Below are 24,177 nucleotides of genomic sequence, written 5' to 3'. Positions count from 1 at the left end.
TTTCCTGACCAAGCCGTCAAGGCGTAGACTGCACGGTTTCCTGATATACAGCTGGATACACCTCAATGCTTGTCCAAACCCGTTTGCAACGCGTCAGCACCGAGTTCTACAGCCTGCTGAAGCTCGCAACGCCGATCATCATTGCCCAGTTGGCCAACACCGCCATGGGCTTCGTCGATACCGTGATGGCCGGCCGGGTCAGCCCGCAGGATCTGGCTGCGGTGGCGCTGGGCAACTCGATCTGGGTGCCGGTATTTCTACTGATGACCGGCATTCTGCTGGCCACCACGCCCAAGGTCGCCCAGCGCTTTGGCGCAGGTGCGCATACCGAAATCGGCCCGCTGGTGCGCCAGGCACTGTGGCTGGCGCTGACGGTGGGCATCGCGGCAGCGGTGATTTTGTGGAACGCGGAAATCGTCCTCAGCCTGATGAACGTCGACCCGGCGCTGATCGAACCTGCCATGGGCTACCTGCGCGCCGTGGCCTGCGGTTTCCCCGCCGTAGCGCTGTACCACGTGCTGCGCTGCTTCAGTGACGGCCTGGGGCATACGCGGCCAAGCATGGTCATCGGCCTGTGCGGCCTGGCGCTGAATATTCCGCTCAATTACATCTTTATCTACGGCAAGCTCGGGTTGCCGGCCATGGGCGGCGTCGGCTGCGGCTGGGCCACTGGCCTGGTAATGGGCTTTATGTTTCTGAGCATGCTCTGGTGGGTGAAGTGGGCGCCGTTCTATCAGCCGAGCAAAATCTTCAGCCATTTCGAATGGCCGCAGTGGCCAGTGCTCAAGCGCCTGCTCTCGGTCGGTCTGCCGATTGGCATCGCGGTGTTTGCCGAATCGAGCATTTTCGCCGTGATCGCCCTGCTGATCGGCGGCCTGGGCGCAACCGTGGTGGCGGGCCATCAGATCGCCCTGAACTTCAGCTCCATGGTGTTTATGATCCCGTATTCGCTCGGCATGGCCGCCACCGTGCGCGTTGGCCAGGCCCTCGGCCGTGGCGAGCCGCGTGAAGCGCGCTTTGCTGCTGGGGTGAGCATGGCGGCGGCGCTCGGCTACGCCTGCCTGTCGGCCAGTTTGATGCTGCTGTTGCGCGAAGAGATTGCGCAGATCTATACCCCGGACCGCGCGGTAATCGCGGTGGCCACCACGCTGCTGGTCTATTCGGCGCTGTTCCAGTTCTCCGACGCCATTCAGGTCACCGCAGCCGGCGCACTGCGTGGCTATCAAGACACCCGCGTAACCATGATCCTGACCCTGTTCGCCTATTGGGGCATCGGCCTGCCGGTGGGATACGCGCTCGGTCTGACCGACTGGTTCGGCGAACCCAGCGGCCCCAGCGGGCTCTGGCAGGGCCTGGTGGTTGGCCTGACCTGCGCCGGCGGCATGCTCGCCGTGCGCCTGGCCAGCAGCGCGCGCAAACGCATTCGAGCCGCTAAGATGGCCTGATGAACGCCCGCCTGCTGCTTCTGCTCACTGCACTTTGCCTGTGCGCCTGCACGCCCGCCGATGATGGCCTGGCGCTGCAGGCCGATTATCTGCAGCGCCTGAGCAACGCCCTGGATGTCGAACCGGCAACAGCTTTCGACGCCAGCGAGCTGACCCGCTACCGCCTGCCAGCCCGGCGCGAACGCCTGATAGAAATTGTCGAGTTGCGCATCAGCCTGCTCGATCTGCTGGTCGATGTGCGTCGCTGCCCCGCCCTGCAACAGCAAATCAGCCAACGCAACAACAGCCTCGGTAAACAACTCACGCCCAGCAGCCGCCTGGCTTACGAAGGCGACCTGCTGCGCGCCCTGGATGCCTGCAGCGCACACCTGCGCAGCCAGGAGCAGCAACCCCTGCGCAACACCCTTGAACAACTGGCGCAGGAAAAGCGCGCGCAACTGCCCGGCGTATTCTGGAATGCCCTGAATGCCAGCCCGGAAGTCGAACGCTACCTGCGTTTTGCTGAACAGACCCTGCCGCCGGATGCCGACGAAGACAGTGCTGCACTGGATGCCCTGGCGCAGTTGGCCAGCATCGGCAGCGCGCTACCCGCAGCCTTGCCGCCAAGTGCCGAGCAGCTTGACCCGCTGTTCTTCGCCCTGCACGCCAGCGACCAGGGCGGCCAGTTGATCAGCAGCCTGGCCAGCCTGACTCACAGCCTCAACCAGGGCAGCGCCATGCTGCAAAGCCGCCAACAGGGTCGGCCGCTCTGCCCCACGGGCACGGCCACGCAAGGCGCACGCATCACACAGAACATCTTTATCAAATATTACGCCGGCAGCCTGCAGCCCTATCTGGCACAGGTGGATCAGCGCGGCCAGCTCTGGAGCAGCAGCCTGCGCAGCCTCAGCAGCGTGGCACAGATACCGCCAGCCACTCGGCAGTATCTGCACAGCCTGAGCGGCCCAGAGGCTTCGTTATGGGCAGATTTCCAGCAGGCCACCGCGCGCCATGTGCGCAGTTGGCAGGAGCTGCTAAACAGCTGCGGCCTGGCGCCCGGTCAGTCAGGATGGACCGACCAGGCCGCCAGCGTCGACCAGTAGGCTTTGGACAACAACTCACGCCCAGCCAGCAGGTGGGCCAGGTAGTCGGCGCTAGGCAGCAAGCCTTCTTCGCGAAACGCTGGGTTGGCGATATACACCCAGGCCGGCTGCACGCCATGGGCCGCGACAACCGGCAGGCACTCGCGGCTGTAATAGATCGGTGTGCCTTCGAAGTGATCCAGTTTGGCGATCTCACCAGCGTCGGCCAAGCGATACAGCACGCCCTCCACCACACTGTCGCGCTGATGGCGAATATTGGCGTAGGCCCGACCCGGCGCCCGGTCCGCTGCACGCTTGTTAAAGCACAGGCTGTAACCCGGCAGATGCCCTGGTAGCGCCTCCAGCACCGTCATGCCGCGAGCTTGCATGCGTGCCGGATTCATATTCGAGCCGTAGGCGAAGTACCAGTTCATTAGTCGAGCTTCTTGCGGATTAAGTACAGATAAGTCGCGCCGTCTTCCGCCTGCTCCACCAGCTCATGGCCAAGAAATACGCAGAACTTTGGAATATCGCGGCGGGTCGAGGGATCGGTGGCAATCACCTTGAGCAGGCCGCCGGCCTGCAGGTCGCGCACCTTGTTGTGCAGCATCATCACCGGCTCGGGGCAGTTGAGCCCGGTGGCGTCGAGGGTGGCATCGGGAATGGCAGTGGTTTGCAAAGACATCGGCAGGCTCCAGTAGCAGGCCGCTATTCTCGCGCAAAGCTGACCCAAAGGTCATCTAGCAGACTGCTGAAAACGACTGCATCCGTATTCGAGCCGATAACAGGTCAACACAACCTTGGATGGGCAGCCGGCGGCGGCTCAATCAGGCAGGCTGCGCAGCGCCCACCATTCCAATAAGAGCCATATATGCGCCTTGCCCTGCTACTCGCCGCCCTGCTGCTCAGCGGCTGCGCCGCCCGTGACCAACTGCCGGATTTTAGCGCCAGCGCCGGGCAGGATCTGCCTGCCAGGTACTTCGATGCAGTGATTTATGGCCGCGACGGCACCCGGCTATCGGCCACCGTATTCCAGCCTGCACTCAAGGTGGGCGAACAGGCGCCAGTGATCGTGCACACCCACGGCTGGGGCGGCTGGCGGGTGACCCGACCGAATGGCTTCTATGGCACGCAGATGATGTCCGGGCGCGCCGCAGTGAAAGCCTGGCAGGCCGGTTACTGGGTGATCAGCTACGACCAACGCGGCTGGGGCGGCAGCGAAGGCGATATCGAGATGATGAACCCGGAGTACGAGGTGCAGGACGCCCTGGCAGTGATCGACTGGGCCGCCGCCAACCTGCCGCGATTAAGCATGGACGGGCCGAACGACCCGAAAGTCGGCATGCTCGGCGAAAGCTACGGCGGCGCCGTGCAGCTGTTGGCCTCCGCGACCGACCCACGTATCGACGCCATTGTGCCGATTGCCACCTGGTATGACCTGAGCGAAGCCCTGGCCCCGGACAGCCATATGAAAGTCGGCTGGACTGGCGTGCTGCTCAGCCTCGGCCTTTCCACCGGTTATGACTTGGGCAAATTCGTTCAGGCGCCCTACCTGAAAAGCGCCGACGGCCGCATGCGCGACTCGGTGCGCGTCGAACTCAAGGCTCACAGCCTGACCAGCTACTGCGCACGTGGTCAGCGCCCGCAAGCCGATGCCCTGCTGATTCAGGGCCTGCGCGACACCCTGTTCCCGCTCAACCAGGGCCTGGCGATTCGTGATTGCCTGCAACAAGGCGAGCGCGATGTGCGCCTGCTCGGCATGCAGGGCGGACATATCCTGCCGCCGCCCATGCAACGCTGGAGCGGCCTGCCGCCGTTCAATAATGAGACGGTGCTGCATTGCGACGGTCGAGCGATCAACCTCTACCAGAGCATCATCAGTTGGTATGAAGACAAGCTGCGCGGCCGTAAGGGCGTGGCCGCGAGCATTCCTGATTTCTGCGTCAGTCTCGATCTGGATCATGGCGTGGCCTTGCAACAACTGCCGGCCAATCAGCGTATCGAGCTGCCGGCAACGGCGATTCGCCCGCTTAGCAGCGGGCTGCTGCAGCCGTCGCGGTTTATCCCACTGCAACAGGCACAGGCGAGCAGCGCCCTGGTCGGCGTGCCCCGTGTGCATCTGGAAAACGCCGAGGGACTGCCGACGCTATTTGCCGCCCTGGTGGTCAAGCGCGCCAATGGTCGCAGTGAAGTGCTGAGCGAGCAGGTCACCCCACTCAAGGGCCAAGCCAGCACCGAACTGGCTGCCGTCAGCGCGCAACTGCAGCCTGGTGACGTGCTGGGCTTGCGTATCAGCGGCTTTAGCGGCCAGTACCTGTTCAACGGTTCCTGGCAACTGGGCAGCAGCACCCTGCAAGGGACGATCGAAGTGCCGCAGTTGCTGCCGTTACAACCGCAACTGGCCCGACATTGAGATCACTTGCTTAAGCGGCGCAGATGGCAGGTCACTTCTTCGCGGTCGTGATAAAGCTGCTTGCAGGCGATCGATACCTTGATCTTGCGCTCGGCAAAGCCGTCTTCCAGGCGCTGCAACAGGCGCCGCACCTCGGCGTAGCGCTGCTTCATCGGCAACTTGAGGTTGACCACCGCCTCACGGCAATGGCCTTCGCCGATCCAGGTTTCCAACAAGGCGGCGCTGCGGGCGGGTTTTTCGACGATATCGCAGACCATCCAGTCCACCGGCTGCTTGGGCTTCCAGGTGAAGCCATCAACCATCAAGTGAGTCACCAGGCCGGTGTCCATCAGGCTCTCAGCCATTGGCCCGTTGTCAATGGCGGTCACCAGCATGCCGCGTTTGACCAGTTGATAGGTCCAACCGCCTGGAGCGGCGCCGAGGTCGACCCCGGTCATCTCATCGGACAAACGCTCATCCCACTGCTCGCGGGGGATAAAGGTGTGCCAGGCCTCCTCCAGCTTGAGGGTCGAGCGACTCGGCGCCTCGCGGGGGAACTTCAAACGGGGAATGCCCATGGGCCAGATCGCCGAGTTATTCGTTTCGGCCATGCCGACAAACACTTCGCGGCCGCTTTTAAAGGTCAACAGCAGGCGGGGTTTGTGTGCATCCTCGACCAGCTTGCCGGCCTTGGTCAGGGCGTTACGCAGCGGCGCCTCGAACTTCTTGCAGAAATTCGACAGTTCCTTGCCATCGTTGGTGTCCAGCACTTCCAGCCACAGGCTGCCGAATACCGGAAAATCCGCCAGATGGCCGAGCAGCACACTGATGCGGTCCAGCTCCGGCAGGTTGATAAACACCCCGCGCGCCCACTGCCGCGGGAAGATCAGCTGATTGAAGCGCACCCCGCGCATCAGGCGCTCGGCACCCTCGTCCTCGGTGCAGATAAATTCCGCGCAGGCGGTACTCGGCTTGGCCTTGGCATAACCGGCAACATCCAGACGCGCGGCATGTTCGGCGATTTCCGCACACACCTCATTTTCAAAACCCGGACGGCAGTGCAACAGCAACGTATTCATCAGCGACTCTCCTCAAGGCGCGCATCATAGCCGAGTCACCCGCTTGTGCTTGTTTTGCATCGGCCTTTTCCTGGTCTGCAGGTTAGACTGGCGCCACTGCGCAAGGCTCTAAAGCCTGCCAACCACTCAGCGGCCGCCCCAGCAAAACAGCGTGGTACACGGCCATAACCTGCCCCTTATCGGTTACGCCTGGATTCACGGGCTAAACTTCCGCCAGCAACGGCCGAAGTACCGGTAACGTTTAAAGGAATAAAGAACGCCATGCGCAATAACCAACCTATTACTCAGCGCGAGCGCACCTTCCCCGCGCAGCAGCGACTGATCTCCACCACTGACCTCAAAGGCCAGATCACCTACTGCAATGACGCCTTTGTCGAGATCAGTGGTTTTAGCCGCGATGAGCTGATTCGTGCGCCGCATAATCTGGTGCGCCACCCGGACGTGCCCGCAGCGGTGTTCCAGCATATGTGGGACACGCTGAAGAAAGGCCGGCCGTGGATGGGTATCGTCAAAAACCGCTGCAAGAGCGGCGACCACTATTGGGTCAACGCCTACGTCACGCCGGTGACGGAAAACAATCAGGTAGTCGGTTATGAATCGGTACGGGTCAAACCGACTGCAGAGCAGATACGCCGCGCTGAGGCGCTGTACCAACGCATCAACAGCGGTAAATCGGCGATCCCAAGCAGTGATCGCTGGCTGCCGATCATGCAGGACTGGCTGCCGTTTATCCTGGTCAGCCAGGTGGGTTTCCTGATCGGCGCATGGCTTGATTCCAGCTGGGGCTTTGCCATCGCCGCCGGTTTGTCGGTGCCGTTGGGCCTGGCCGGACTGAACTGGCAACAACGCGGCCTCAAGCGCCTGCTACGCCTGGCTGACCAGAGCACTTCCGACCCGCTGATTGCGCAGATGTACACCGACAGCCGCGGCGCCCAGGGCCGCCTGGAGATGTCCATCCTCAGCCAGGAAGCCCGTCTGAAAACCTGCCTGACGCGTCTGCAGGACACCGCCGAGCAGCTCAGCCAGCAGGCCAAACAGGCCGATACCCTGGCACACAGCAGCTCCGCCGGGCTTGAACGCCAGCGCAGCGAAACCGATCAGGTGGCCACCGCAATCAATGAAATGGCCGCCACCACCCTGGAAGTGGCGAGCAACGTCGCCCGCACTGCCATCGCCACCCAGGACGCCAACCGCCTGACCAGCGCCGGCCGTGGCATCGCAGCTGAAACCCGCCAGGCCATTCAGCGCCTGTCGCAATCGGTTGGTGATACCGGTGAAACGGTGACTCGCCTGGCCCAGGACAGCAACGAAATTGGCGGCGTGGTCGATGTGATCAAAGGCATCGCCGACCAGACCAACCTGCTCGCCCTCAACGCTGCCATCGAGGCCGCGCGCGCCGGTGAAATGGGCCGTGGCTTTGCCGTGGTCGCCGATGAAGTGCGCTCACTGGCGCAGCGCACCGCCGAATCCACCGGGCAGATTCACCAACTGATCGCCAAGCTACAGCGCACTGCCGAAGAAGCGGTGCTGACCATGGAAATCGGCCGCAAACAGGCCGACGAAGGGGTTGAGCGCGTGCAGCAGGCCGATGAAGCGCTGGCCGGCATCAGTGACGCGGTGGCCAATATCACCGATATGGCCAACCAGATTGCTGCCGCCGCCGAGGAACAGAGCGCCGTGGCCGATGAGGTCAACCGCAGCATCACCACCATCGCCCAACTGGCCGACAAGACAGCCGGCGAAGCGCATGACACCGCCCTGCTCAGCGAAGCCCTGACGGCTACAGCCCAAGGGCAGTACGCTCTTGTAGAGCGTTTCAACCGCTAAAACCGTAGGTTGGTGCTGAGCGCAGCGAAGCCCAACGCAGGAACGCCAAGCTATGTTGGGCTTCGGCGCTGCGCGCCTTAACCCAACCTACGCCCTGCAGTGCGCAGCCCTCCCCGCTGTTACAAATTCTCGTAGCGATTCATATCCAACACGCCAGCTTCCAGCGGTTCGGTTTGCTGGATATACGCTGACATATCGTGGAAGTAGCGCCAGAACTCTGGATGCGTGCGGCGAATGCCCCAGCGCTCGACGACGTTCTCGAAGGCCGCTGCATCGCGCGCCTGCTCCAGTGCCGTGACAAACTCAGCGGCCTGTTCCACCTGCACATTGAAGATAAAATTCGGGTAGCTGCTAAGCACGCCCGGATACACCGTCAGGGTATCCAGCGCCGGTTGGTAGCGCAGCTCTTCGCCGAGCATAAAGGCCACGTTGCTGTGCGCGCGGTTGCGCAGCAGGCTGTACACCTCACGCTGACCATCGGCCATTTCCAGCCGTAGCAAGGTTGCTTCCGGCAGTTGCTCGATCACCTTGAGCGTGCCGGCCGGTTTTGCCGTGAGGCGGCTCAGCGACTGCTCGGCGCGCTGCAACTCGGCGTCCAGCCCTGGGCGATGGCAATGCGCGCCCGTGCAGCGGTTGATCGGGTCGGGACGCGCATTCAGGCTGCCGTAGCGTTCCAGCAGAGTCTCGACAAAGCTGCGTTTGGGGTCATTGCCGGACAGGCGCAACGCGCTCGGGCTTTCCGTATCAATGGCCTGATAGTCCAGCCAGATTTTCAGTTTGCCGCTGCTCTGGTACCAGTCGCTGAGGTAGCCCTGGCGCGACTCGGCCGGCAGCAAACGGAGGAAGTTGACCTCGGCGCCGTTACGGATCAAATCGAAGTACAGCCGCGTTTGCGCCTGGTGCGAGACGTTGCCGAACACATCGAAATTCACCACCAGCTGGTAATAGGTGCGTTCCAGCAGCGGGAAGTCCAGCCACCAGAGGGTTTGCGGCACCTCACCGATCAGGCCTTTGCGCACCGAGGCGCTGTCGTGCTGGCGGAAGATCGACAGCAGCGCGTTGTCATTACCGGCCCAGATATGCGACCAGCTTGGCGCAGGCGCATCGGCATAGCGCTGCATGCGCAGCGCCTCGTACTCATTGCGCTTGTCGCGGTAGCTGCGCCACAGGCCGAGCAGATCGCCGATGCTGTCCAACTGCCCGGGCATGGCCAGCAGCTCCTTGGCCTGCTCGCGGTACTCGGGGTCGGTGATATACAGGTCGTGCTGCGGGTCCTGGAACACCGCCCAGAAGTTATCGCGAATCACATCCGTGGCAATCTGCCCACGGCACACCGGCCCGCGAATAAAGGTGCGCACGAAGTATTCAGCGTTATCCAGCATAAATTGGTAACGCGCCTGCGCCGGAATCGCGGCAAAGGTCTCGAACGGATTGGCCCGGCGCAGCAGGCTATAACCCGGCACCGCATCGGCCTGCCAATCGCTGGAGAAGAACAGCTCTTTAACGCGCGCCAGCTTGGCCGCACTCAGCCCATAGGTGATATGGGTCTTGTGCACAATCACGCCCTGCACCGGTGTCAGGCGGTAATAGAACTCGTTACCCGGGTCTTCATTGGGCAGGCGCGTGGCGATGATATCCACCGGCTTACCGCTGGGCGTACGCGAACGGACCATCTGAAAGAAATGCCCCGGCTCGCCGCCGGCAAAATACAGATGGGCAAGGAACAGATGCTCATACAACCAGCGCGAAACCAGCGACTCGCGGGCGCCGGGGGCGTTCATAAAGGCTTCCCAGGTGTCGATCTGCTGCGCCTCGGCGGTGCTGGCCTGCAGCGATTGCTGATCAACCGGTGCGCCCTGGGCCAGCCAAGCCTGCAGCGTCTGGTAGTCGGCCTCGCTCAAACCGGTCACTGCGAACGGCATGCCGGCTTGCGGATTCTTGCGGGCAAATTCGTCGAACTCCTGCGGCAGCGGGCATTGGTTGAGCCGATTGATGCTGATATCCAGCTGCGCCGGCAGTTTGCTATTGGCGGCCAATGGTTGCTGATGACCCAGCTCGAGCATGCGCGCCATCAGCGCGGCCTGGCTGCCCTGCTGCTCCAGCACGGAAACAAAGTCCTTGCGCCGCCACGCGGCCTCACCATGGGCATCGACAAACAGGCGCGTGGTGGCCTGCGCCTGGGTGCGTGTGCCGTTGTACACCGTGGCCTTGCTGGCGCCGCGCTGTACGCCTTCGCCACTGCCCAAGTTGAGCTGGCAGGCAGCGTCGTAGCAGGCATGGCAGGCCACGCAGTTCTTGGTAAAAATCGGTTGGATATCGCGGCTGTAGGAAATGGGCTCGGCCGCCTGTAATGAGCCGATGAACAACAAACACACGCCAAGCAGTAAGCGGCAGACCATGGAAACATCTCTAAAATGGCTTAAGTGCCGATTCTAGCTGGCGCCGGCTGACCAAGGCCAATCCACGAACATGAGCAAGATTCATGTAAAAGTGCAGGCCACTGCAAAAGCGTGCAGCTTTGTTATCATCGCGCATCCTTTTTTCACGCGTCCCAGGTAGTTCTCTCCATGTCTCTGTCCGATCGCAGCGCCCGCCTTAATGCACTTCAGCAAGCCCTGAAGGAACGCATCCTGATCCTCGACGGCGGCATGGGCACCATGATCCAGAGCTACAAGCTGGAGGAAGAGGACTATCGCGGCACGCGCTTCGCCGACTGGCCAAGCGATGTGAAGGGCAACAACGACCTGCTGATCTTGAGCCGCCCTGACGTGATCGGCGCCATCGAGAAGGCCTACCTGGATGCCGGCGCGGACATCCTCGAAACCAATACCTTCAACGCCACCCAGGTGTCCCAGGCCGACTACGGCATGCAGGCCCTGGCCTATGAGCTGAACGTCGAAGGCGCGCGTCTGGCCCGTAGCGTGGCCGATGCCAAGACCCTGGAAACCCCGGATCGCCCGCGTTTCGTGGCAGGCGTGCTCGGCCCTACCAGTCGCACCTGCTCGATTTCCCCGGATGTGAACGACCCCGGCTACCGCAACGTCACCTTCGACGAGCTGGTGGAAAACTATGTGGAAGCCACCCGCGGCCTGATCGAAGGCGGCGCGGACCTGATCCTGATCGAAACCATCTTCGACACCCTCAATGCCAAGGCGGCGATCTTCGCCGTGCAGCAGGTGTTCGAAGACGACGGCGTCGAGCTGCCGATCATGATTTCCGGCACCATCACCGACGCCTCCGGCCGCACCCTGTCCGGGCAGACCACCGAAGCCTTCTGGAACTCGGTGCGCCATGCCAAACCGATTTCCGTGGGGCTGAACTGCGCCCTCGGTGCCAGTGACCTGCGCCCGTACCTAGAAGAACTGGCCAACAAAGCCGATACCCACGTCTCGGCGCACCCCAACGCTGGCCTGCCGAACGCCTTCGGTGAATACGACGAAACCCCGGCGGAAATGGCCGTGGTGGTTGAAGAGTTCGCCGCCTCGGGCTTCTTGAACATCATCGGCGGCTGCTGCGGCACCACGCCGGCGCATATCCAGGCGATTGCCGAAGCGGTGAGCAAATACCCGCCGCGCATCATTCCGGAAATCCCCAAGGCCTGCCGCCTGTCGGGCCTGGAGCCCTTTACCATCGACCGCAACTCGCTGTTTATCAACGTCGGCGAGCGCACCAATATCACCGGCTCGGCCAAGTTCGCCCGACTGATCCGCGAGGAGAACTACACCGAGGCCCTGGAAGTCGCCCTGCAGCAGGTGGAAGCCGGCGCCCAGGTAATCGACATCAACATGGACGAGGGCATGCTCGATTCCCAGGCGGCCATGGTCAAATTCCTCAACCTGATCGCCGGCGAGCCGGATATCTCCCGCGTACCGATCATGATCGACTCCTCCAAGTGGGAAGTGATCGAAGCCGGCCTCAAGTGCATCCAGGGCAAGGGCATCGTCAACTCGATCTCGATGAAGGAAGGCGTCGAGCAGTTCAAGCACCACGCCAAGCTGTGCAAGCGCTACGGCGCCGCCGTGGTGGTGATGGCCTTCGACGAAGCTGGCCAGGCCGACACCGCCGCGCGCAAACGCAAAATCTGCCAGCGTAGCTACGACATTCTGGTTAACGAAGTGGGCTTCCCACCGGAAGACATCATCTTCGACCCGAACATCTTCGCCGTGGCCACCGGTATCGAGGAGCACAATAACTACGCGGTCGACTTTATCGAGGCCTGCGCCTATATCCGCGACCACCTGCCCCACGCCCTAAGCTCGGGTGGGGTGTCCAACGTGTCGTTCTCCTTCCGTGGTAACAACCCGGTGCGTGAGGCCATTCACTCGGTGTTCTTGTACTACGCGATCCAGAACGGCCTGACCATGGGCATCGTCAACGCCGGCCAGCTGGAAATCTACGACGAGATTCCCCAAGAACTGCGCGACCGAGTTGAAGACGTGATCCTCAACCGCACGCCCGAGGGCACCGACGCCCTGCTGGCGATTGCCGACAACTACAAGGGCGACGGCAGCGTCAAGGAAGCGGAGACCGAAGAGTGGCGCACCTGGAGCGTGGTTGACCGCCTCAAGCACGCGCTGGTCAAGGGCATCACCAGCCATATCATCGAAGACACCGAGGAGTGCCGCCAGCAGTGCGCGCGGCCCATCGAAGTGATCGAAGGCCCGCTGATGGCCGGCATGAACGTGGTCGGCGACCTGTTCGGCGCGGGCAAGATGTTCCTGCCCCAGGTGGTGAAATCCGCTCGAGTGATGAAGCAGGCGGTCGGCCATCTGATCCCCTTTATCGAGCTGGAAAAAGGCGACAAGCCGGAAGCCAAGGGCAAGATCCTCATGGCCACGGTCAAAGGCGATGTGCACGATATCGGCAAAAATATCGTCGGCGTGGTCTTGGGCTGTAACGGCTACGACATTGTCGACCTAGGCGTGATGGTGCCAGCCGAAAAAATCCTGCAAACCGCGATAGCCGAGAAGTGCGACATCATCGGCCTGTCCGGTCTGATCACCCCGTCGCTCGATGAGATGGTGCATGTCGCCCGCGAAATGCAGCGCCAGGGCTTTAGCCTGCCGCTGATGATCGGCGGCGCCACCACCTCGAAAGCCCACACCGCGGTGAAGATCGAGCCCAAGTACCAGAACGATGCGGTGATCTACGTCACCGACGCCTCGCGCGCGGTCGGCGTGGCCACTCAGTTGCTGTCCAAGGAACTCAAGGCCGACTTTGTCGAACGCACCCGCCTGGACTACATCGAAGTACGCGAGCGCACCGCCAACCGCAGCGCCCGCACCGAGCGTTTGAGCTACGCCAAGTCGGTGGAAAACAAACCCAAGTTCGACTGGGCGACCTATCAGCCCACCGTGCCGAGCTTTACCGGTGTGAAGGTGCTTGAGAACATCGACCTCAAGGTGCTGGCCGAATATATCGACTGGACGCCGTTCTTTATCTCCTGGGACCTGGCCGGCAAGTTCCCGCGTATCCTGACCGATGAGGTGGTCGGTGAAGCCGCCACTGCGCTGTATGCCGACGCCCAGGAAATGCTGAACAAGCTAATCGACGAAAAGCTGATCAGTGCCCGCGCCGTATTCGGCTTCTGGCCAGCCAACCAGGTGAACGACGACGATCTGGATGTCTACTCAGGCAACGGCGACAAGCTGGCCACCCTGCATCACCTGCGTCAGCAGACCATCAAGCCGGACGGCAAGCCGAACTTCTCCCTGGCCGACTTCGTCGCGCCGAAAGACAGCGGCATTACCGACTACGTCGGCGGCTTTATCACCACCGCCGGCATCGGCGCCGAGGAAGTGGCCAAGGCCTATCAGGACGCCGGCGACGACTACAACTCGATCATGGTTAAAGCCCTGGCCGACCGTCTGGCCGAAGCCTGCGCCGAGTGGCTGCACAAAGAGGTGCGGACCAACTACTGGGGTTACGATCCAGAAGAGCAGCTTTCCAACGATGAGCTGATCAAGGAAGCCTACAAAGGCATCCGCCCTGCTCCCGGCTACCCGGCCTGCCCCGATCACACCGAGAAGAAGACCCTGTTCACCCTGCTCGACCCGGCGGCCGAATTCAACAAGGCCGGCGCCAGCGGCGTGTTCCTCACCGAACACTACGCCATGTTCCCGGCAGCAGCGGTATCCGGCTGGTACTTCGCCCACCCCCAGGCGCAGTACTTCGCCGTCGGCAAGATCGACAAGGACCAGGTAGAAAGCTACACCGCACGGAAAAAGCAGGATCTCAACGTCAGCGAACGCTGGTTGGCGCCGAATCTGGGCTACGACAACTAAGTAATACCCCGACAGCTCGCCCAATAAAAATGCCGCTCATCTATCAGGTGAGCGGCATTTCTTTTCGTGGGAGGCGCTTTGGCGGCGAGCTTTAGACGGCCGTTTCGCGGCTAAAGCCCCTCCCACACTGCCGATTTTGTTGCCGGTTACTGCTGCAATTCCTGCTCGGTAAACATATCGCTGAACAGCATGCTCGACAGGTAGCGCTCGCCGGAGTCCGGCAGGATCACCACGATGGTTTTGCCCTGCATGCCGGGTTCGCCGGCAATGCGCAGGGCAGCCGCCATGGCCGCGCCGCAGGAGATGCCGCAGAGGATGCCTTCTTCGCGCATCAGGCGCAGGGCCACGGCCTTGGCGTCGTCGTCAGTGACCAGTTCAACCCGGTCAACCATGGCCAGGTCCAGGTTGCCTGGGACAAAGCCGGCGCCGATACCCTGGATCTTATGCGGACTGGGTTTGACTTCATCACCGGCAATGGTCTGAGTGATGACGGGCGAGCTGATCGGCTCGACCGCTACCGAGAGGATCGGCTTGCCCTGGGTCTTTTTGATATAGCGCGAAATACCGGTGATGGTACCGCCGGTGCCGACGCCGGCGACCAGCACATCAATCGCGCCTTCGGTGTCGTTCCAGATTTCCGGGCCTGTGGTCTTTTCATGGATCGCTGGGTTGGCCGGGTTGTTGAACTGCTGCGGCATAAAGTAAGTAGCGCTGTCAGAGGCGGCGATTTCCGCAGCCTTCTCGATGGCGCCCTTCATGCCCTTGGCCGGCTCGGTCAGCACCAGTTCTGCGCCCAGGGCCTTGAGCACCTTGCGCCGCTCCAGGCTCATTGAAGCCGGCATGGTCAGCAACAGCTTGTAGCCGCGCGCGGCGGCAACAAAGGCCAGACCGATGCCGGTATTGCCCGAGGTTGGCTCGACAATGGTCATGCCCGGCTTGAGCACGCCGCGCTCTTCGGCATCCCAGACCATGCTGGCGCCAATGCGGCACTTCACCGAATAGGCTGGGTTGCGTCCTTCGATCTTGGCCAGGATGGTCACCCCAGCCGGGCCCAAGCGGTTGATGCGAACCAGCGGGGTGTTGCCGATGGCTTGTGCGTTGTCTGCGAAGATGCGGCTCATGGCGAGGTCCTTTTTCATGCGTTGCCGAGTAAGCTCCCAAGCCTAAGGCTCGTTTGGGCAGCAGTCCAGCCATGCGCACAGCCAGGCAGGAAACCTATTGTTATTGGATAAGTCTGTTTCTATATGAAGAAGCGCTACCACATCCCCCTCTGGACACTCCTCACCCTGGCCATTGCCCTGCTGGCCCTGCATATCGCCCTGCCCTGGCTGCTGCGCGATTACCTGAATGACCGGCTGGCCAATATGGGCGATTACCGCGGGCAGATCAGCGATATCGACCTGGCGCTGTGGCGCGGGGCCTATCGGATCAACGGCCTGAATATCGTCAAACTCAATGGCAAGGTGCCGGTGCCATTGCTCGAAGCGCCAGCCATCGACTTGGCTATCAGTTGGCGGGCGCTGTGGGAAACCCGCGCGGTAGTCGCCGAAGTCGCCTTCGGGCGGCCGCAGCTGACCTTTGTCGACGGTAGCAACGCCGCCAACTCGCAGACCGGTGAAGGCGTCGACTGGCGCGCCCAACTCAGGGGCCTGCTGCCGATCCATATAAACGAAATCCGCGTGATTGATGGCACCCTGGCCTTCCGCAACTTCACCGCCAAGCCGCCGGTCGACCTGCAGGCCAGCAAGATCAATGGCAGCATCCTCAACCTGAGCAACGTCAGCGTCGCGGACAATCCGCGTCCGGCCAGCCTGCAAGCCACCGCCAAGGTATTCGAGCAGGCCCCTGTACAAGCCAGCGCCAACTTCGACCCGCTCAGCCAACTGGATGACTTCGATCTGCGCCTGCGCATCACCGATATCCAGCTCAAGCAGCTCAACAGCTTTACCCGCGCCTATGCCGATTTCGACTTTGCCGCCGGCCAGGGCGACTTCGTCATGGAGCTGGATGCCCGCCAGGGCAAGCTCAAGGGTTATGCCAAACCGCTGCTGCGCGATATGCAAATCTTCGACTGGCAGCAGGATGTCGTGGCCAAGGACAAAAACCTGCTCAGCGGCGCCTGGGAAGCCCTGGTCGGCGGCAGCAGCTGGCTGCTGAAAAACCAGCGTAAAGACCAGTTCGCCACCCGGGTGAACATCGACGGCGACCTCAACGCCTATGACGTCAGCCGCTGGCAGGCCTTCAAGGCGATTCTGCGCAACGCCTTCGTGCGCGCCTTCGACAGCCGTTTTGACAGCCAGCAACCGTGACAGCAGACAAGTGACCCGCCATTCAGTGACTGAATGGCCCGTCTACGTTCACAGTCACCGGGGCTGCGCGTTATAGTCTGTTTTTCAAATACTGAACCCGCGGGTATGGCCCTGCGCGTTACCGTTCGAGGATTTACCGATGAAGTTCGAAGGCACCCAGTCCTACGTCGCCACCGACGACCTCAAGCTCGCGGTCAATGCCGCCATCACCCTGGAGCGCCCGTTGCTGGTCAAGGGTGAGCCGGGTACCGGTAAAACCATGCTGGCCGAACAACTGGCCGAATCCTTTGGCGCGCGCCTGATCACCTGGCACATCAAATCCACCACCAAGGCCCACCAGGGTCTGTACGAGTACGACGCGGTCAGCCGCCTGCGCGATTCGCAGCTGGATTCGGACAAAGTCCACGACGTGCGCAACTACATCAAGAAAGGCAAGCTGTGGGAGGCCTTCGAGGCCGAAGAGCGGGTGATCCTGCTGATCGACGAGATCGACAAAGCCGACATCGAGTTCCCCAACGACCTGCTGCAAGAACTCGACAAGATGGAGTTCTACGTTTACGAGACCAACGAGACGATCAAGGCGAAAAAACGCCCGATCATCATCATCACCTCGAACAACGAGAAGGAACTGCCGGACGCCTTCCTGCGTCGCTGCTTCTTCCACTACATCGCCTTCCCCGATCGCGCGACCCTGCAGAAGATCGTCGATGTGCACTACCCCAACATCAAGAAAGACCTGGTGGCCGAAGCGCTGGATGTGTTCTTCGACGTGCGCAAGGTCCCGGGCCTGAAGAAGAAGCCGTCCACCAGCGAACTGGTCGACTGGCTCAAGCTGTTGATGGCCGACAATATCGGCGAAGCCGTGCTGCGCGAGCGCGACCCCACCAAGGCCATCCCGCCCCTGGCCGGTGCCCTGGTGAAGAACGAGCAGGATGTACAGCTGCTTGAGCGCCTGGCCTTTATGAGCCGCCGCGCCAGTCGCTAAGACTCGGCTGCCGACCGGGAGGCGAATCCATGCACAGCGGCAGTTGCCTTTGCGCTGCAGTGAAATACCGCATCGATGCACCTATCGAGTCGGCGACTCATTGCCATTGTTCGATGTGCCGTAAAGCCCATGGCGCGGCATTCGCCACTTACGGCAACGTGCCGCGCAAGGACTTCCACTTCACCCAAGGCGAGGAATCATTGGGCATCTACCAGTCCTCGCCGGGCGTGACGCGGACTTTTTGCAAGCACTGTGGCTCGACCCTGCAGTGGTACAGCGAACAGCCCCACCCGAACTGGCTTTCAGTCGCGCTGGGCACGCTGGATACGCCAGTGGGTGAAATCGCGCAGAAGCATATTTTTCCGGAATCGAAGGCCTACTGGTACGCCATCAACGATGGCCTGCCATTGGAGCGGCGCTCTTAAGCGCCGCACTCAAACGAATTCACGAGGGCGCAGCCATGCTGCTCAACCTGTTCAATGAAATGCGCGCAGCCAAGGTGCCGGTATCGGTACGCGAGCTGCTCGACCTGATCAACGCGTTGAAGCACAACGTGGTGTTCGCCGACATGGACGAGTTTTACTATCTCGCTCGCGCGATCCTGGTCAAGGACGAACGCCATTTCGACAAATTCGACCGCGCGTTCGGCGCCTACTTCAAGGGCCTGGAAAACCTCAACCAGCACATCGAGGCCTTGATCCCCGATGAGTGGCTGCGCAAGGAATTCGAGCGTTCGCTGAGCGACGAGGAGCGCGCCAAGATCGAGTCCCTCGGCGGCCTGGACAAGCTGATCGAGGAATTCAAGAAGCGCCTGGAAGAGCAGAAGGAACGCCACGCAGGCGGCAACAAGTGGATTGGCACCGGCGGCACCAGCCCATTCGGTTCAGGTGGTTTCAACCCGGAAGGCATCCGCGTCGGCGACGCCGGCCAGCGCCAGGGCAAGGCGGTCAAGGTCTGGGATCAGCGCGAGTACAAGAACCTCGACGACCAGGTCGAACTGGGCACGCGCAATATCAAGATCGCCCTGCGCCGCCTGCGCAAGTTCGCCCGCCAGGGCGCCCAGGACGAGCTGGATCTGGACGGCACCATCGACCACACCGCCAAGGACGGCGGCCTGCTGAATATCCAGATGCGCCCGGAGCGGCGCAACACGGTCAAGCTGCTGATCCTGTTCGACATCGGCGGCTCGATGGATGCCCACGTCAAGGTCTGCGAGGAGCTGTTCAGCGCCTGCAAGACCGAGTTCAAGCACATGGAGTATTTCTACTTTCACAACTGCGTGTACGAATCGGTGTGGAAGAACAACCTGCGCCGCAGCTCCGAGCGTTTCTCCACCCAGGACCTGCTGAACAAGTACGGCGCCGACTACAAGGTGGTGTTCGTCGGCGACGCAGCCATGGCGCCCTACGAGATCACCCAGGCCGGCGGCAGCGTCGAGCACTGGAACGAGGAACCGGGCTACGTGTGGATCAAGCGATTCATGGAGAAGTACAAGAAGCTCATCTGGATCAACCCCTACCCCAAGGACGCCTGGAGCTACACCGCCTCGACCAACCTCATGCGCGAACTGCTGGAAGACAAGATGTACCCGCTGACGCTGCAGGGATTGGAAGATGGCATGAAGTTCCTGTCCAAGTAGCGCGGGCGGTTCAAGATGCAGGCACAGGCCGGTCTATTCGGCCCGTAGGGCGGCCCGGGCGGCGATCCGTTCGGAGCGCAGCGACAGCCCGCCAGCTTTGCGTCGCTCCGATTAACCACGGTGCACTGCCTGCGGCGAGTGACACCCTACGGATTGCGGATTGCTCCAGACCGTAGGGCGGCCTCGGAGCGCAGCGACAGCCCGCCAGCTTTGCGTCGCACCGATTAACCAATGGTGCACTGCCTACGGCGAGTGACACCCTACGGATCGGGGATTGCTCCAGATCGTAGGGCGGCCTCGGAGCGCAGCGACAGCCCGCCAGCTTTGCGTCGCACCGATTAACCAATGGTGCACTGCCTACGGCGAGTGACACCCTACGGATTGCGGATTGCCTCAGGTCGAGGGATGGCTACGAATCGTAGGGCGGCTTCGGAGCGCAGCGACAACCCGCCAGCTTTTTGGCGCACCGCCAAACCCACGGTGCACGGCCTACGGATTGCGAGTTGCGGCGCTGGCTCAGCACCTAACGCCAATCCCTCGGCTGCGCCTTCTGGCTGCGGCCGCCGCCGAGCAGCATGCCGATCAGCAGCAACAGGCTTTCCACCAGCCAGGCCAGCAGCAAGGCACACACCAGACCCCAGGCGATGGCTTGCGGCGCCAGCAGCACCTGGTAGCGGTAGGCGCTGTAGGTTTCGTCCATCAATTCGCGGTCCGCGGCCGTCGCCAGGTGCCAGACCTGGCCGTACCACGGCCGTTGCATGGCCTGCCATTCCAGCTCGAGGAAACTCGCGCGATCGACCAGATAGCCCACGCTCTGCGCGTCGCTGCGCATCACCGGGTCGTTACTGGCCTGATAGTGGGCCACCAACGCCTGCAGATCGCTGTTGAAAAAGCGCCTGGCGGTGTCGCGAAAACCCGTCAAGCCCTGCTCGGATTCCAGTCGGTGCGCTTCGACACGCTTGCTGTAATCCTCGATAAACCCCGGCACCTGCACGCCGACCAACAGGCCCAAGGCAAACAGCGCCAAGCGTAGATAGCTTCTGAACATCGCCCCTCCTCCTGAGAGATTGCAAGTTACCCGCCGTTCACTCGGTCAAGCCATGGGCCACGCACTCGCCGCCCCGCCACAACCGCCATTCGCCCGGGCGATACAGGTTCCAGCGCTCGTTATCGGTCAAGGGCTCGGTGGCCAGCACTGTCACCACATCGTTGGCGGTGGTCTCGGCCTGGAAATCCACCCGCACATCGGCGTCCTTCAATTGCGCCGGGCCGAAGGGCGCGCGGCGGGTGATGTGCGCCAGCTTGGTCGAACAGAAGCTGAATAACCAGTCGCCATCGCTGAGCAGGCAGTTGAATACGCCGTGTTGGCGATAGGTCGCACAGGCGGCGACCAGGCTGGGCAGGAACAGCTCGACCGCCACCGGTTCCGGAAAGGCCTGGCGCAGACCGTTGAGCAGGTCGCAAAAAGCCGCCTCGCTGTCGGTGTCACCCACCGGCCGATAGAAGCTCGGCGCCGGGACAAACCCCGCCAACTGGCCGTTGTGGGCGAAACACCAGTTACGCCCCCACAGCTCGCGCACGAACGGATGAGTATTGGCCAGGCAGACCTTGCCGACGTTGGCCTGGCGGATATGGCCGATCACCACTTCGCTCTTGATCGGATAACGCTGCACCAGTTGCGCCACTTCCGACTCGCTGCTGGCGCGCGGCTCCTGGAACAGGCGCAGGCCGCGTCCTTCATAGAAGCCGATCCCCCAACCATCGCGATGCGGCCCGGTGCCGCCGCCGCGACGCATCAATCCGGTGAAGCTGAAGACGATGTCGGTGGGCACATTGGCGCTCATGCCGAGCAATTCACACATGGTTAAAACTCTCGACTCAGGGGTTGTGAAAATATCGAGCAGCGACGCGAGAACGACTCCAGAACCAGATGGCTTAGCCGCCCAGGCGATGTGCGGCAGCACCGCATGTTCTGCGCGGCGTTGATCGCTCCCACGTCGAGGCGACAACCCGCCAGCTTCTGTGTAGCGACGAGCGGCCAATGGTGCACTGCCTGCGGGTAGGGCGGCTTCGGAGCGCAGCAACAACCCGCCAGGATTGTGCCGCGGCGGGCAACCATGGTGCACTGCCTGCGGCGAGTGACACCCTACGGATCGGGGATTACTCCATACCGTAGGGCGGCCTCGGAGCGCAGCGACAGCCCGCCAGCTTTTGTGCCACGCCACCGAATCAATGGTGCACTGCCTCCGGCGACACCCTACGGATTGCGGATTGCTCCAGGTTTCAAAGCCGCGGTTCGACGCGCATGCGGCGATCGCCTGTCTGCCCATAATGGCCATATTCAGCGTCGTCACTTTCGCGCTGCATGATCTCGCGCAGGGTCGGCGCGTTGTCGTCGTCCGCTTCCGCTTGCGCGCCATGCCGGGCCTTCCACCAGCGTTCCAGGGGCCAACGTAAGGCCACGAACAGCACATACAGGGCGAAGGCGAACAGACCGTACATGGCCAGATCGGCCACTGCGCGCCAGACGCTGGAGCCTACATCCAACAGCAGATCCAGCGCGGTGATGGCGATCGCCGGAGCGAGCACCGCTTCATTGCCCGGGTCGACGGCGGTCGGGCTGAATAACAGCACGGCGGCCAGCACGCGCAGGGGCTCGCGCAGGTAACGCCACATCCCGCGGGTAATGCGGAACCACACCAGCAGGCAACCCAGGGCGGCGACGGCATAGACGCTCCAGGCAAGTAAATAGTCGTTCTCGGTCATAAAGCGCGGATCTCTGAACATGACGGGGCTGGGCCGTTGCTAAGCGCAGCGAGTGATGGCTGCAATTTTCAACGGCCTGCTGACGCAGTGCGGCTTATGATAACGACTTTTCCGTGGTCCGACTGCCGACCGTACAGAATTGGAGTTACCAGATGTCCCTCGCCCCCATCGCCCGCACCGAGAACGCTGCCGACCCATACAGCTGGCTGGAGAAGCGCGACACCGAGGAGGTGCTCGAGTACCTCAAGGCGGAGAACGCCTACCTGGAGTCCGAACTGGCCGAGCAACGCGAGCTGCGCGAGGCGCTGTTCCTGGAGATCAAGGGGCGTATCCGCGAGACCGACCTGTCGCTGCCTTCACCCTGGGGCCCCTGGCTGTACTACCAGCGCACCACCGCCGGCGACGAATACCCACGTTACTACCGCTGCCCGCGCCCGGCCGACGCTTCGCTCGATGTCGATGAAGGCGCCGAGCAGCTGCTACTCGACCCCAACGCCCTGGCGGACGGCGGTTTTCTCTCACTCGGCAGCTTCAGCGTCAGCCAGGATCACCAGCGCCTGGCCTACAGCCTGGACACCAGCGGCGACGAGGTTTACCAGCTGTTCGTCAAGGAGCTGAGCACCGGCGCGATCAGCGAGCTGCCGTTCGCCGACTGCGACGGCAGCATGACCTGGGCCAACGACAGCCAGACCCTGTTCTTCGGCGAGCTGGACGACTGCCATCGCCCGCACAAGCTGTACCGCCATCGCCTCGGCAGCGATGCGGCCGAACTGGTGTTCCACGAGGCCGACGGGCGCTTCTTCCTCAACTGCTACCGCGCCAGTTCCGAGCGCCAACTGGTGCTGCTGCTCAACAGCAAGACCACCAGCGAAGCCTGGGTGCTGGACGCCGATACGCCGGAGGCCGCGTTCAGCTGCCTGGCGCCGCGCGAGGAAGGCCACGAGTATTACGTCGACCACGGCAAGGTCGATGGCGACTGGGCCTGGCTGATCCGCAGCAACCAGAGCGGGATCAACTTCGCCCTGTACTGCGTGAAAGGAGACGACGCCCCGACCCGCGAGCGCTGGAGCGAACTGCGCGGCCATGACCCGCAGGTGATGCTCGAAGGCGTGAGCCTGAACGACAGCGCGCTGGTCCTCAGCCTGCGCGAGGGCGGCCTGCCGATCATCGAGGTGCATGCCCAGGGCCGGCAAGCCTACCGGGTGCAGCTGCCCGATGCGGCCTACAGCCTGTACGTGCAGGACAGCCTGGAGTTCGCCAGCCCGGTGATCCGCCTGCGCTACGAGGCGCTCAACCGTCCGGCGCAGATCCGCCAACTGACCCTCGCCGACGGCGCCCAGCAGGTGCTCAAGGAAACCCCGGTGCTGGGCCCGTTCGACGCCGACGATTATGTCAGCCAACGTCTCTGGGCCACCGCAGCTGACGGCACCCAGGTGCCCATCAGCCTGGTGGCTAGGCGTGAAGTGCTTGGTCAGGCCGCCCCGCTCTACCTCTATGGCTACGGCGCCTACGGCGAAAGCCTCGACCCCTGGTTCTCCCACGCGCGCCTGAGCTTGCTCGAGCGCGGCTTCGTCTTCGCCATCGCCCATGTGCGCGGCGGCGGCGAGCTGGGCGAAGCCTGGTACCGCGCCGGCAAGCTGGAGCACAAGCACAACAGCTTCGATGACTTTATCGCCTGCGCCGAGCACCTGATCGCCAGCGGCTACACCCGCCCGGACCAGCTCGCCATCAGCGGCGGCAGCGCCGGCGGCCTGCTGATCGGCGCGGTGCTCAACCAGCGCCCGGAGCTGTTCGCCGCCGCCATCGCCGAAGTGCCCTTCGTCGACGTGCTCAACACCATGCAGAACCCCGACCTGCCGCTGACCGTCACCGAATACGACGAATGGGGCGACCCGCACCAGCCCGAGGTGTTCGAGCGGATCAAAGGCTACGCCCCCTACGAGAACGTCAAGGCCCAGGCCTACCCGGCGATCCTCGCCGTGGCCGGCTACAACGACAGCCGCGTGCAATATTGGGAGGCGGCCAAGTGGGTGGCCAAGCTGCGCGCGCACAAGACCGACAGCAAGCTGCTGCTGCTCAAGACCGACCTCGACGCCGGCCACGGCGGCATGAGCGGACGCTACCAGGCGCTCAGGGACGTGGCGTTGGAGTACGCCTTCCTGCTCAAGGTGTTCAAGCTGGGGTAACCGGCACAGCGGTTTGATGCACATCGCCGGCCAGCACCGACCGTAGCCCGAATAAGCACCAGCGCAATCCGGGAGACCGCTACCCGGATTGCGCCAAGGCTTATCCAGGCTACGAATCTACCGACCACGACCGTAGCCCGAATAAGCGCCAGCGCAATCCGGGAGACCGCTAACCGGATTGCGCCAAGGCTTATCCAGGCTACG

18 protein-coding genes are annotated in these 24,177 nt (G+C 62.5%); 10 read left to right on the top strand and 8 right to left on the bottom strand.

Translation table 11 applies throughout. The features are described 5' to 3' along the window. The first annotated feature begins 65 nt into the window (after positions 1-65). Entirely contained in the window at positions 66-1,445 is a 1,380-nt protein-coding gene (locus Q8O69_RS14585) for an MATE family efflux transporter (protein WP_305593015.1), read from the top strand. Beyond that, complete coding sequence (locus Q8O69_RS14580) at positions 1,445-2,527, top strand: DUF3080 family protein (protein ID WP_305593014.1); 1,083 nt, start codon at positions 1,445-1,447, stop codon at positions 2,525-2,527. Before Q8O69_RS14585 ends, Q8O69_RS14580 begins: the two co-directional genes overlap by 1 nt. On the opposite strand, the gene Q8O69_RS14575 is transcribed toward Q8O69_RS14580, so the two are convergent. Both Q8O69_RS14575 and tusA read right to left on the bottom strand, forming a co-directional pair. Beyond that, the gene (locus Q8O69_RS14575; protein ID WP_305593013.1) at positions 2,485-2,940 is read right to left on the bottom strand and encodes a gamma-glutamylcyclotransferase family protein; all 456 of its coding nucleotides are present in this window, start codon (positions 2,938-2,940) and stop codon (positions 2,485-2,487) included. The genes Q8O69_RS14580 and Q8O69_RS14575 overlap by 43 nt on opposite strands. Further along, on the bottom strand, positions 2,940-3,191 hold the full coding sequence (gene tusA / locus Q8O69_RS14570) for a sulfurtransferase TusA (protein ID WP_170048792.1): 252 nt from the start codon (positions 3,189-3,191) through the stop codon (positions 2,940-2,942). Before tusA ends, Q8O69_RS14575 begins: the two co-directional genes overlap by 1 nt. A gap of 186 nt (positions 3,192-3,377) precedes the next feature. Here tusA and Q8O69_RS14565 point away from each other — a divergent pair, with 186 nt between their 5' ends. After that, positions 3,378-4,919: a S9 family peptidase gene (locus Q8O69_RS14565; RefSeq protein ID WP_305593012.1), complete on the top strand. Its 1,542-nt coding sequence runs from the start codon at positions 3,378-3,380 to the stop codon at positions 4,917-4,919. A 2-nt stretch (positions 4,920-4,921) separates the two neighbouring features. On the opposite strand, the gene rlmM is transcribed toward Q8O69_RS14565, so the two are convergent. Beyond that, positions 4,922-5,977, bottom strand: coding sequence for a 23S rRNA (cytidine(2498)-2'-O)-methyltransferase RlmM (gene rlmM, locus Q8O69_RS14560; protein WP_305593011.1), 1,056 nt, complete (start codon positions 5,975-5,977; stop codon positions 4,922-4,924). A gap of 261 nt (positions 5,978-6,238) precedes the next feature. Between rlmM and Q8O69_RS14555 the strand changes: the two genes are divergently transcribed. Further along, positions 6,239-7,804 carry a PAS domain-containing methyl-accepting chemotaxis protein gene (locus Q8O69_RS14555; protein WP_305593010.1) on the top strand — a complete coding sequence of 522 codons (1,566 nt, stop codon included), beginning with the start codon at positions 6,239-6,241 and terminating at the stop codon, positions 7,802-7,804. Between the two features lie 119 nt (positions 7,805-7,923). On the opposite strand, the gene Q8O69_RS14550 is transcribed toward Q8O69_RS14555, so the two are convergent. Next, positions 7,924-10,203, bottom strand: coding sequence for a fatty acid cis/trans isomerase (locus tag Q8O69_RS14550; RefSeq protein ID WP_305593009.1), 2,280 nt, complete (start codon positions 10,201-10,203; stop codon positions 7,924-7,926). A 168-nt stretch (positions 10,204-10,371) separates the two neighbouring features. Between Q8O69_RS14550 and metH the strand changes: the two genes are divergently transcribed. Further along, complete coding sequence (gene metH, locus Q8O69_RS14545; protein WP_305593008.1) at positions 10,372-14,088, top strand: methionine synthase; 3,717 nt, start codon at positions 10,372-10,374, stop codon at positions 14,086-14,088. Positions 14,089-14,234: 146 nt separating this feature from the next. Here metH and cysK read toward each other — a convergent pair whose 3' ends face one another. After that, positions 14,235-15,209, bottom strand: a complete 975-nt coding sequence (gene cysK, locus Q8O69_RS14540; protein ID WP_305593007.1) for a cysteine synthase A — start codon at positions 15,207-15,209, stop codon at positions 14,235-14,237. A gap of 123 nt (positions 15,210-15,332) precedes the next feature. On the opposite strand from cysK, the gene Q8O69_RS14535 reads away from it, so the two are divergent. The 4 genes from Q8O69_RS14535 to Q8O69_RS14520 all read left to right on the top strand — a co-directional run bounded on the left by Q8O69_RS14535 (position 15,333) and on the right by Q8O69_RS14520 (position 19,021). Then, positions 15,333-16,397 carry a DUF748 domain-containing protein gene (locus tag Q8O69_RS14535; RefSeq protein ID WP_305593006.1) on the top strand — a complete coding sequence of 355 codons (1,065 nt, stop codon included), beginning with the start codon at positions 15,333-15,335 and terminating at the stop codon, positions 16,395-16,397. Between the two features lie 139 nt (positions 16,398-16,536). Further along, on the top strand, positions 16,537-17,382 hold the full coding sequence (locus Q8O69_RS14530) for a MoxR family ATPase (protein WP_305593005.1): 846 nt from the start codon (positions 16,537-16,539) through the stop codon (positions 17,380-17,382). Between the two features lie 29 nt (positions 17,383-17,411). Further along, positions 17,412-17,807: a GFA family protein gene (locus Q8O69_RS14525; protein ID WP_305593004.1), complete on the top strand. Its 396-nt coding sequence runs from the start codon at positions 17,412-17,414 to the stop codon at positions 17,805-17,807. A 35-nt stretch (positions 17,808-17,842) separates the two neighbouring features. Next, a complete protein-coding gene (locus tag Q8O69_RS14520) occupies positions 17,843-19,021 on the top strand; it encodes a VWA domain-containing protein (protein ID WP_305593003.1) in 1,179 nt (392 codons plus the stop codon). 523 nt (positions 19,022-19,544) lie between these two features. Here the strand turns inward: Q8O69_RS14520 and Q8O69_RS14515 are convergent. From Q8O69_RS14515 to Q8O69_RS14505, 3 genes are all read right to left on the bottom strand, one after another. After that, positions 19,545-20,069: a DUF2937 family protein gene (locus Q8O69_RS14515; RefSeq protein ID WP_305593002.1), complete on the bottom strand. Its 525-nt coding sequence runs from the start codon at positions 20,067-20,069 to the stop codon at positions 19,545-19,547. A 37-nt stretch (positions 20,070-20,106) separates the two neighbouring features. Then, the gene (locus Q8O69_RS14510) at positions 20,107-20,883 is read right to left on the bottom strand and encodes a class II glutamine amidotransferase (RefSeq protein ID WP_305593001.1); all 777 of its coding nucleotides are present in this window, start codon (positions 20,881-20,883) and stop codon (positions 20,107-20,109) included. Positions 20,884-21,304: 421 nt separating this feature from the next. Continuing rightward, positions 21,305-21,787: an MFS transporter gene (locus Q8O69_RS14505; RefSeq protein ID WP_305593000.1), complete on the bottom strand. Its 483-nt coding sequence runs from the start codon at positions 21,785-21,787 to the stop codon at positions 21,305-21,307. Between the two features lie 152 nt (positions 21,788-21,939). Between Q8O69_RS14505 and Q8O69_RS14500 the strand changes: the two genes are divergently transcribed. Continuing rightward, a complete protein-coding gene (locus Q8O69_RS14500; RefSeq protein ID WP_305592999.1) occupies positions 21,940-23,973 on the top strand; it encodes a S9 family peptidase in 2,034 nt (677 codons plus the stop codon). Positions 23,974-24,177: the final 204 nt, after the last annotated feature.

This window comes from Pseudomonas sp. (assembly GCF_030690725.1).
In the GTDB taxonomy this organism is placed as follows: domain Bacteria; phylum Pseudomonadota; class Gammaproteobacteria; order Pseudomonadales; family Pseudomonadaceae; genus Aquipseudomonas.
Note: the sequence above shows the minus strand (reverse complement) of the source record. Positions and strands in the feature narration are given on the sequence as shown.

Bases quoted from the DNA above. Each gene is read 5' to 3' on its own strand.
- Q8O69_RS14530 (WP_305593005.1), top strand. From the start codon at position 16,537: ATGAAGTTCGAAGGCACCCAGTCCTACGTCGCCACCGACGACCTCAAG.
- Q8O69_RS14580 (WP_305593014.1), top strand. From the start codon at position 1,445: ATGAACGCCCGCCTGCTGCTTCTGCTCACTGCACTTTGCCTGTGCGCC.
- rlmM (WP_305593011.1), bottom strand. From the start codon at position 5,977: ATGAATACGTTGCTGTTGCACTGCCGTCCGGGTTTTGAAAATGAGGTG.
- tusA (WP_170048792.1), bottom strand. From the start codon at position 3,191: ATGTCTTTGCAAACCACTGCCATTCCCGATGCCACCCTCGACGCCACC.
- Q8O69_RS14535 (WP_305593006.1), top strand. From the start codon at position 15,333: ATGAAGAAGCGCTACCACATCCCCCTCTGGACACTCCTCACCCTGGCC.
- Q8O69_RS14575 (WP_305593013.1), bottom strand. From the start codon at position 2,940: ATGAACTGGTACTTCGCCTACGGCTCGAATATGAATCCGGCACGCATG.
- Q8O69_RS14585 (WP_305593015.1), top strand. From the start codon at position 66: ATGCTTGTCCAAACCCGTTTGCAACGCGTCAGCACCGAGTTCTACAGC.
- Q8O69_RS14520 (WP_305593003.1), top strand. From the start codon at position 17,843: ATGCTGCTCAACCTGTTCAATGAAATGCGCGCAGCCAAGGTGCCGGTA.
- cysK (WP_305593007.1), bottom strand. From the start codon at position 15,209: ATGAGCCGCATCTTCGCAGACAACGCACAAGCCATCGGCAACACCCCG.
- Q8O69_RS14515 (WP_305593002.1), bottom strand. From the start codon at position 20,069: ATGTTCAGAAGCTATCTACGCTTGGCGCTGTTTGCCTTGGGCCTGTTG.
- Q8O69_RS14500 (WP_305592999.1), top strand. From the start codon at position 21,940: ATGTCCCTCGCCCCCATCGCCCGCACCGAGAACGCTGCCGACCCATAC.
- Q8O69_RS14510 (WP_305593001.1), bottom strand. From the start codon at position 20,883: ATGTGTGAATTGCTCGGCATGAGCGCCAATGTGCCCACCGACATCGTC.
- metH (WP_305593008.1), top strand. From the start codon at position 10,372: ATGTCTCTGTCCGATCGCAGCGCCCGCCTTAATGCACTTCAGCAAGCC.
- Q8O69_RS14525 (WP_305593004.1), top strand. From the start codon at position 17,412: ATGCACAGCGGCAGTTGCCTTTGCGCTGCAGTGAAATACCGCATCGAT.
- Q8O69_RS14550 (WP_305593009.1), bottom strand. From the start codon at position 10,203: ATGGTCTGCCGCTTACTGCTTGGCGTGTGTTTGTTGTTCATCGGCTCA.
- Q8O69_RS14505 (WP_305593000.1), bottom strand. From the start codon at position 21,787: ATGACCGAGAACGACTATTTACTTGCCTGGAGCGTCTATGCCGTCGCC.
- Q8O69_RS14565 (WP_305593012.1), top strand. From the start codon at position 3,378: ATGCGCCTTGCCCTGCTACTCGCCGCCCTGCTGCTCAGCGGCTGCGCC.
- Q8O69_RS14555 (WP_305593010.1), top strand. From the start codon at position 6,239: ATGCGCAATAACCAACCTATTACTCAGCGCGAGCGCACCTTCCCCGCG.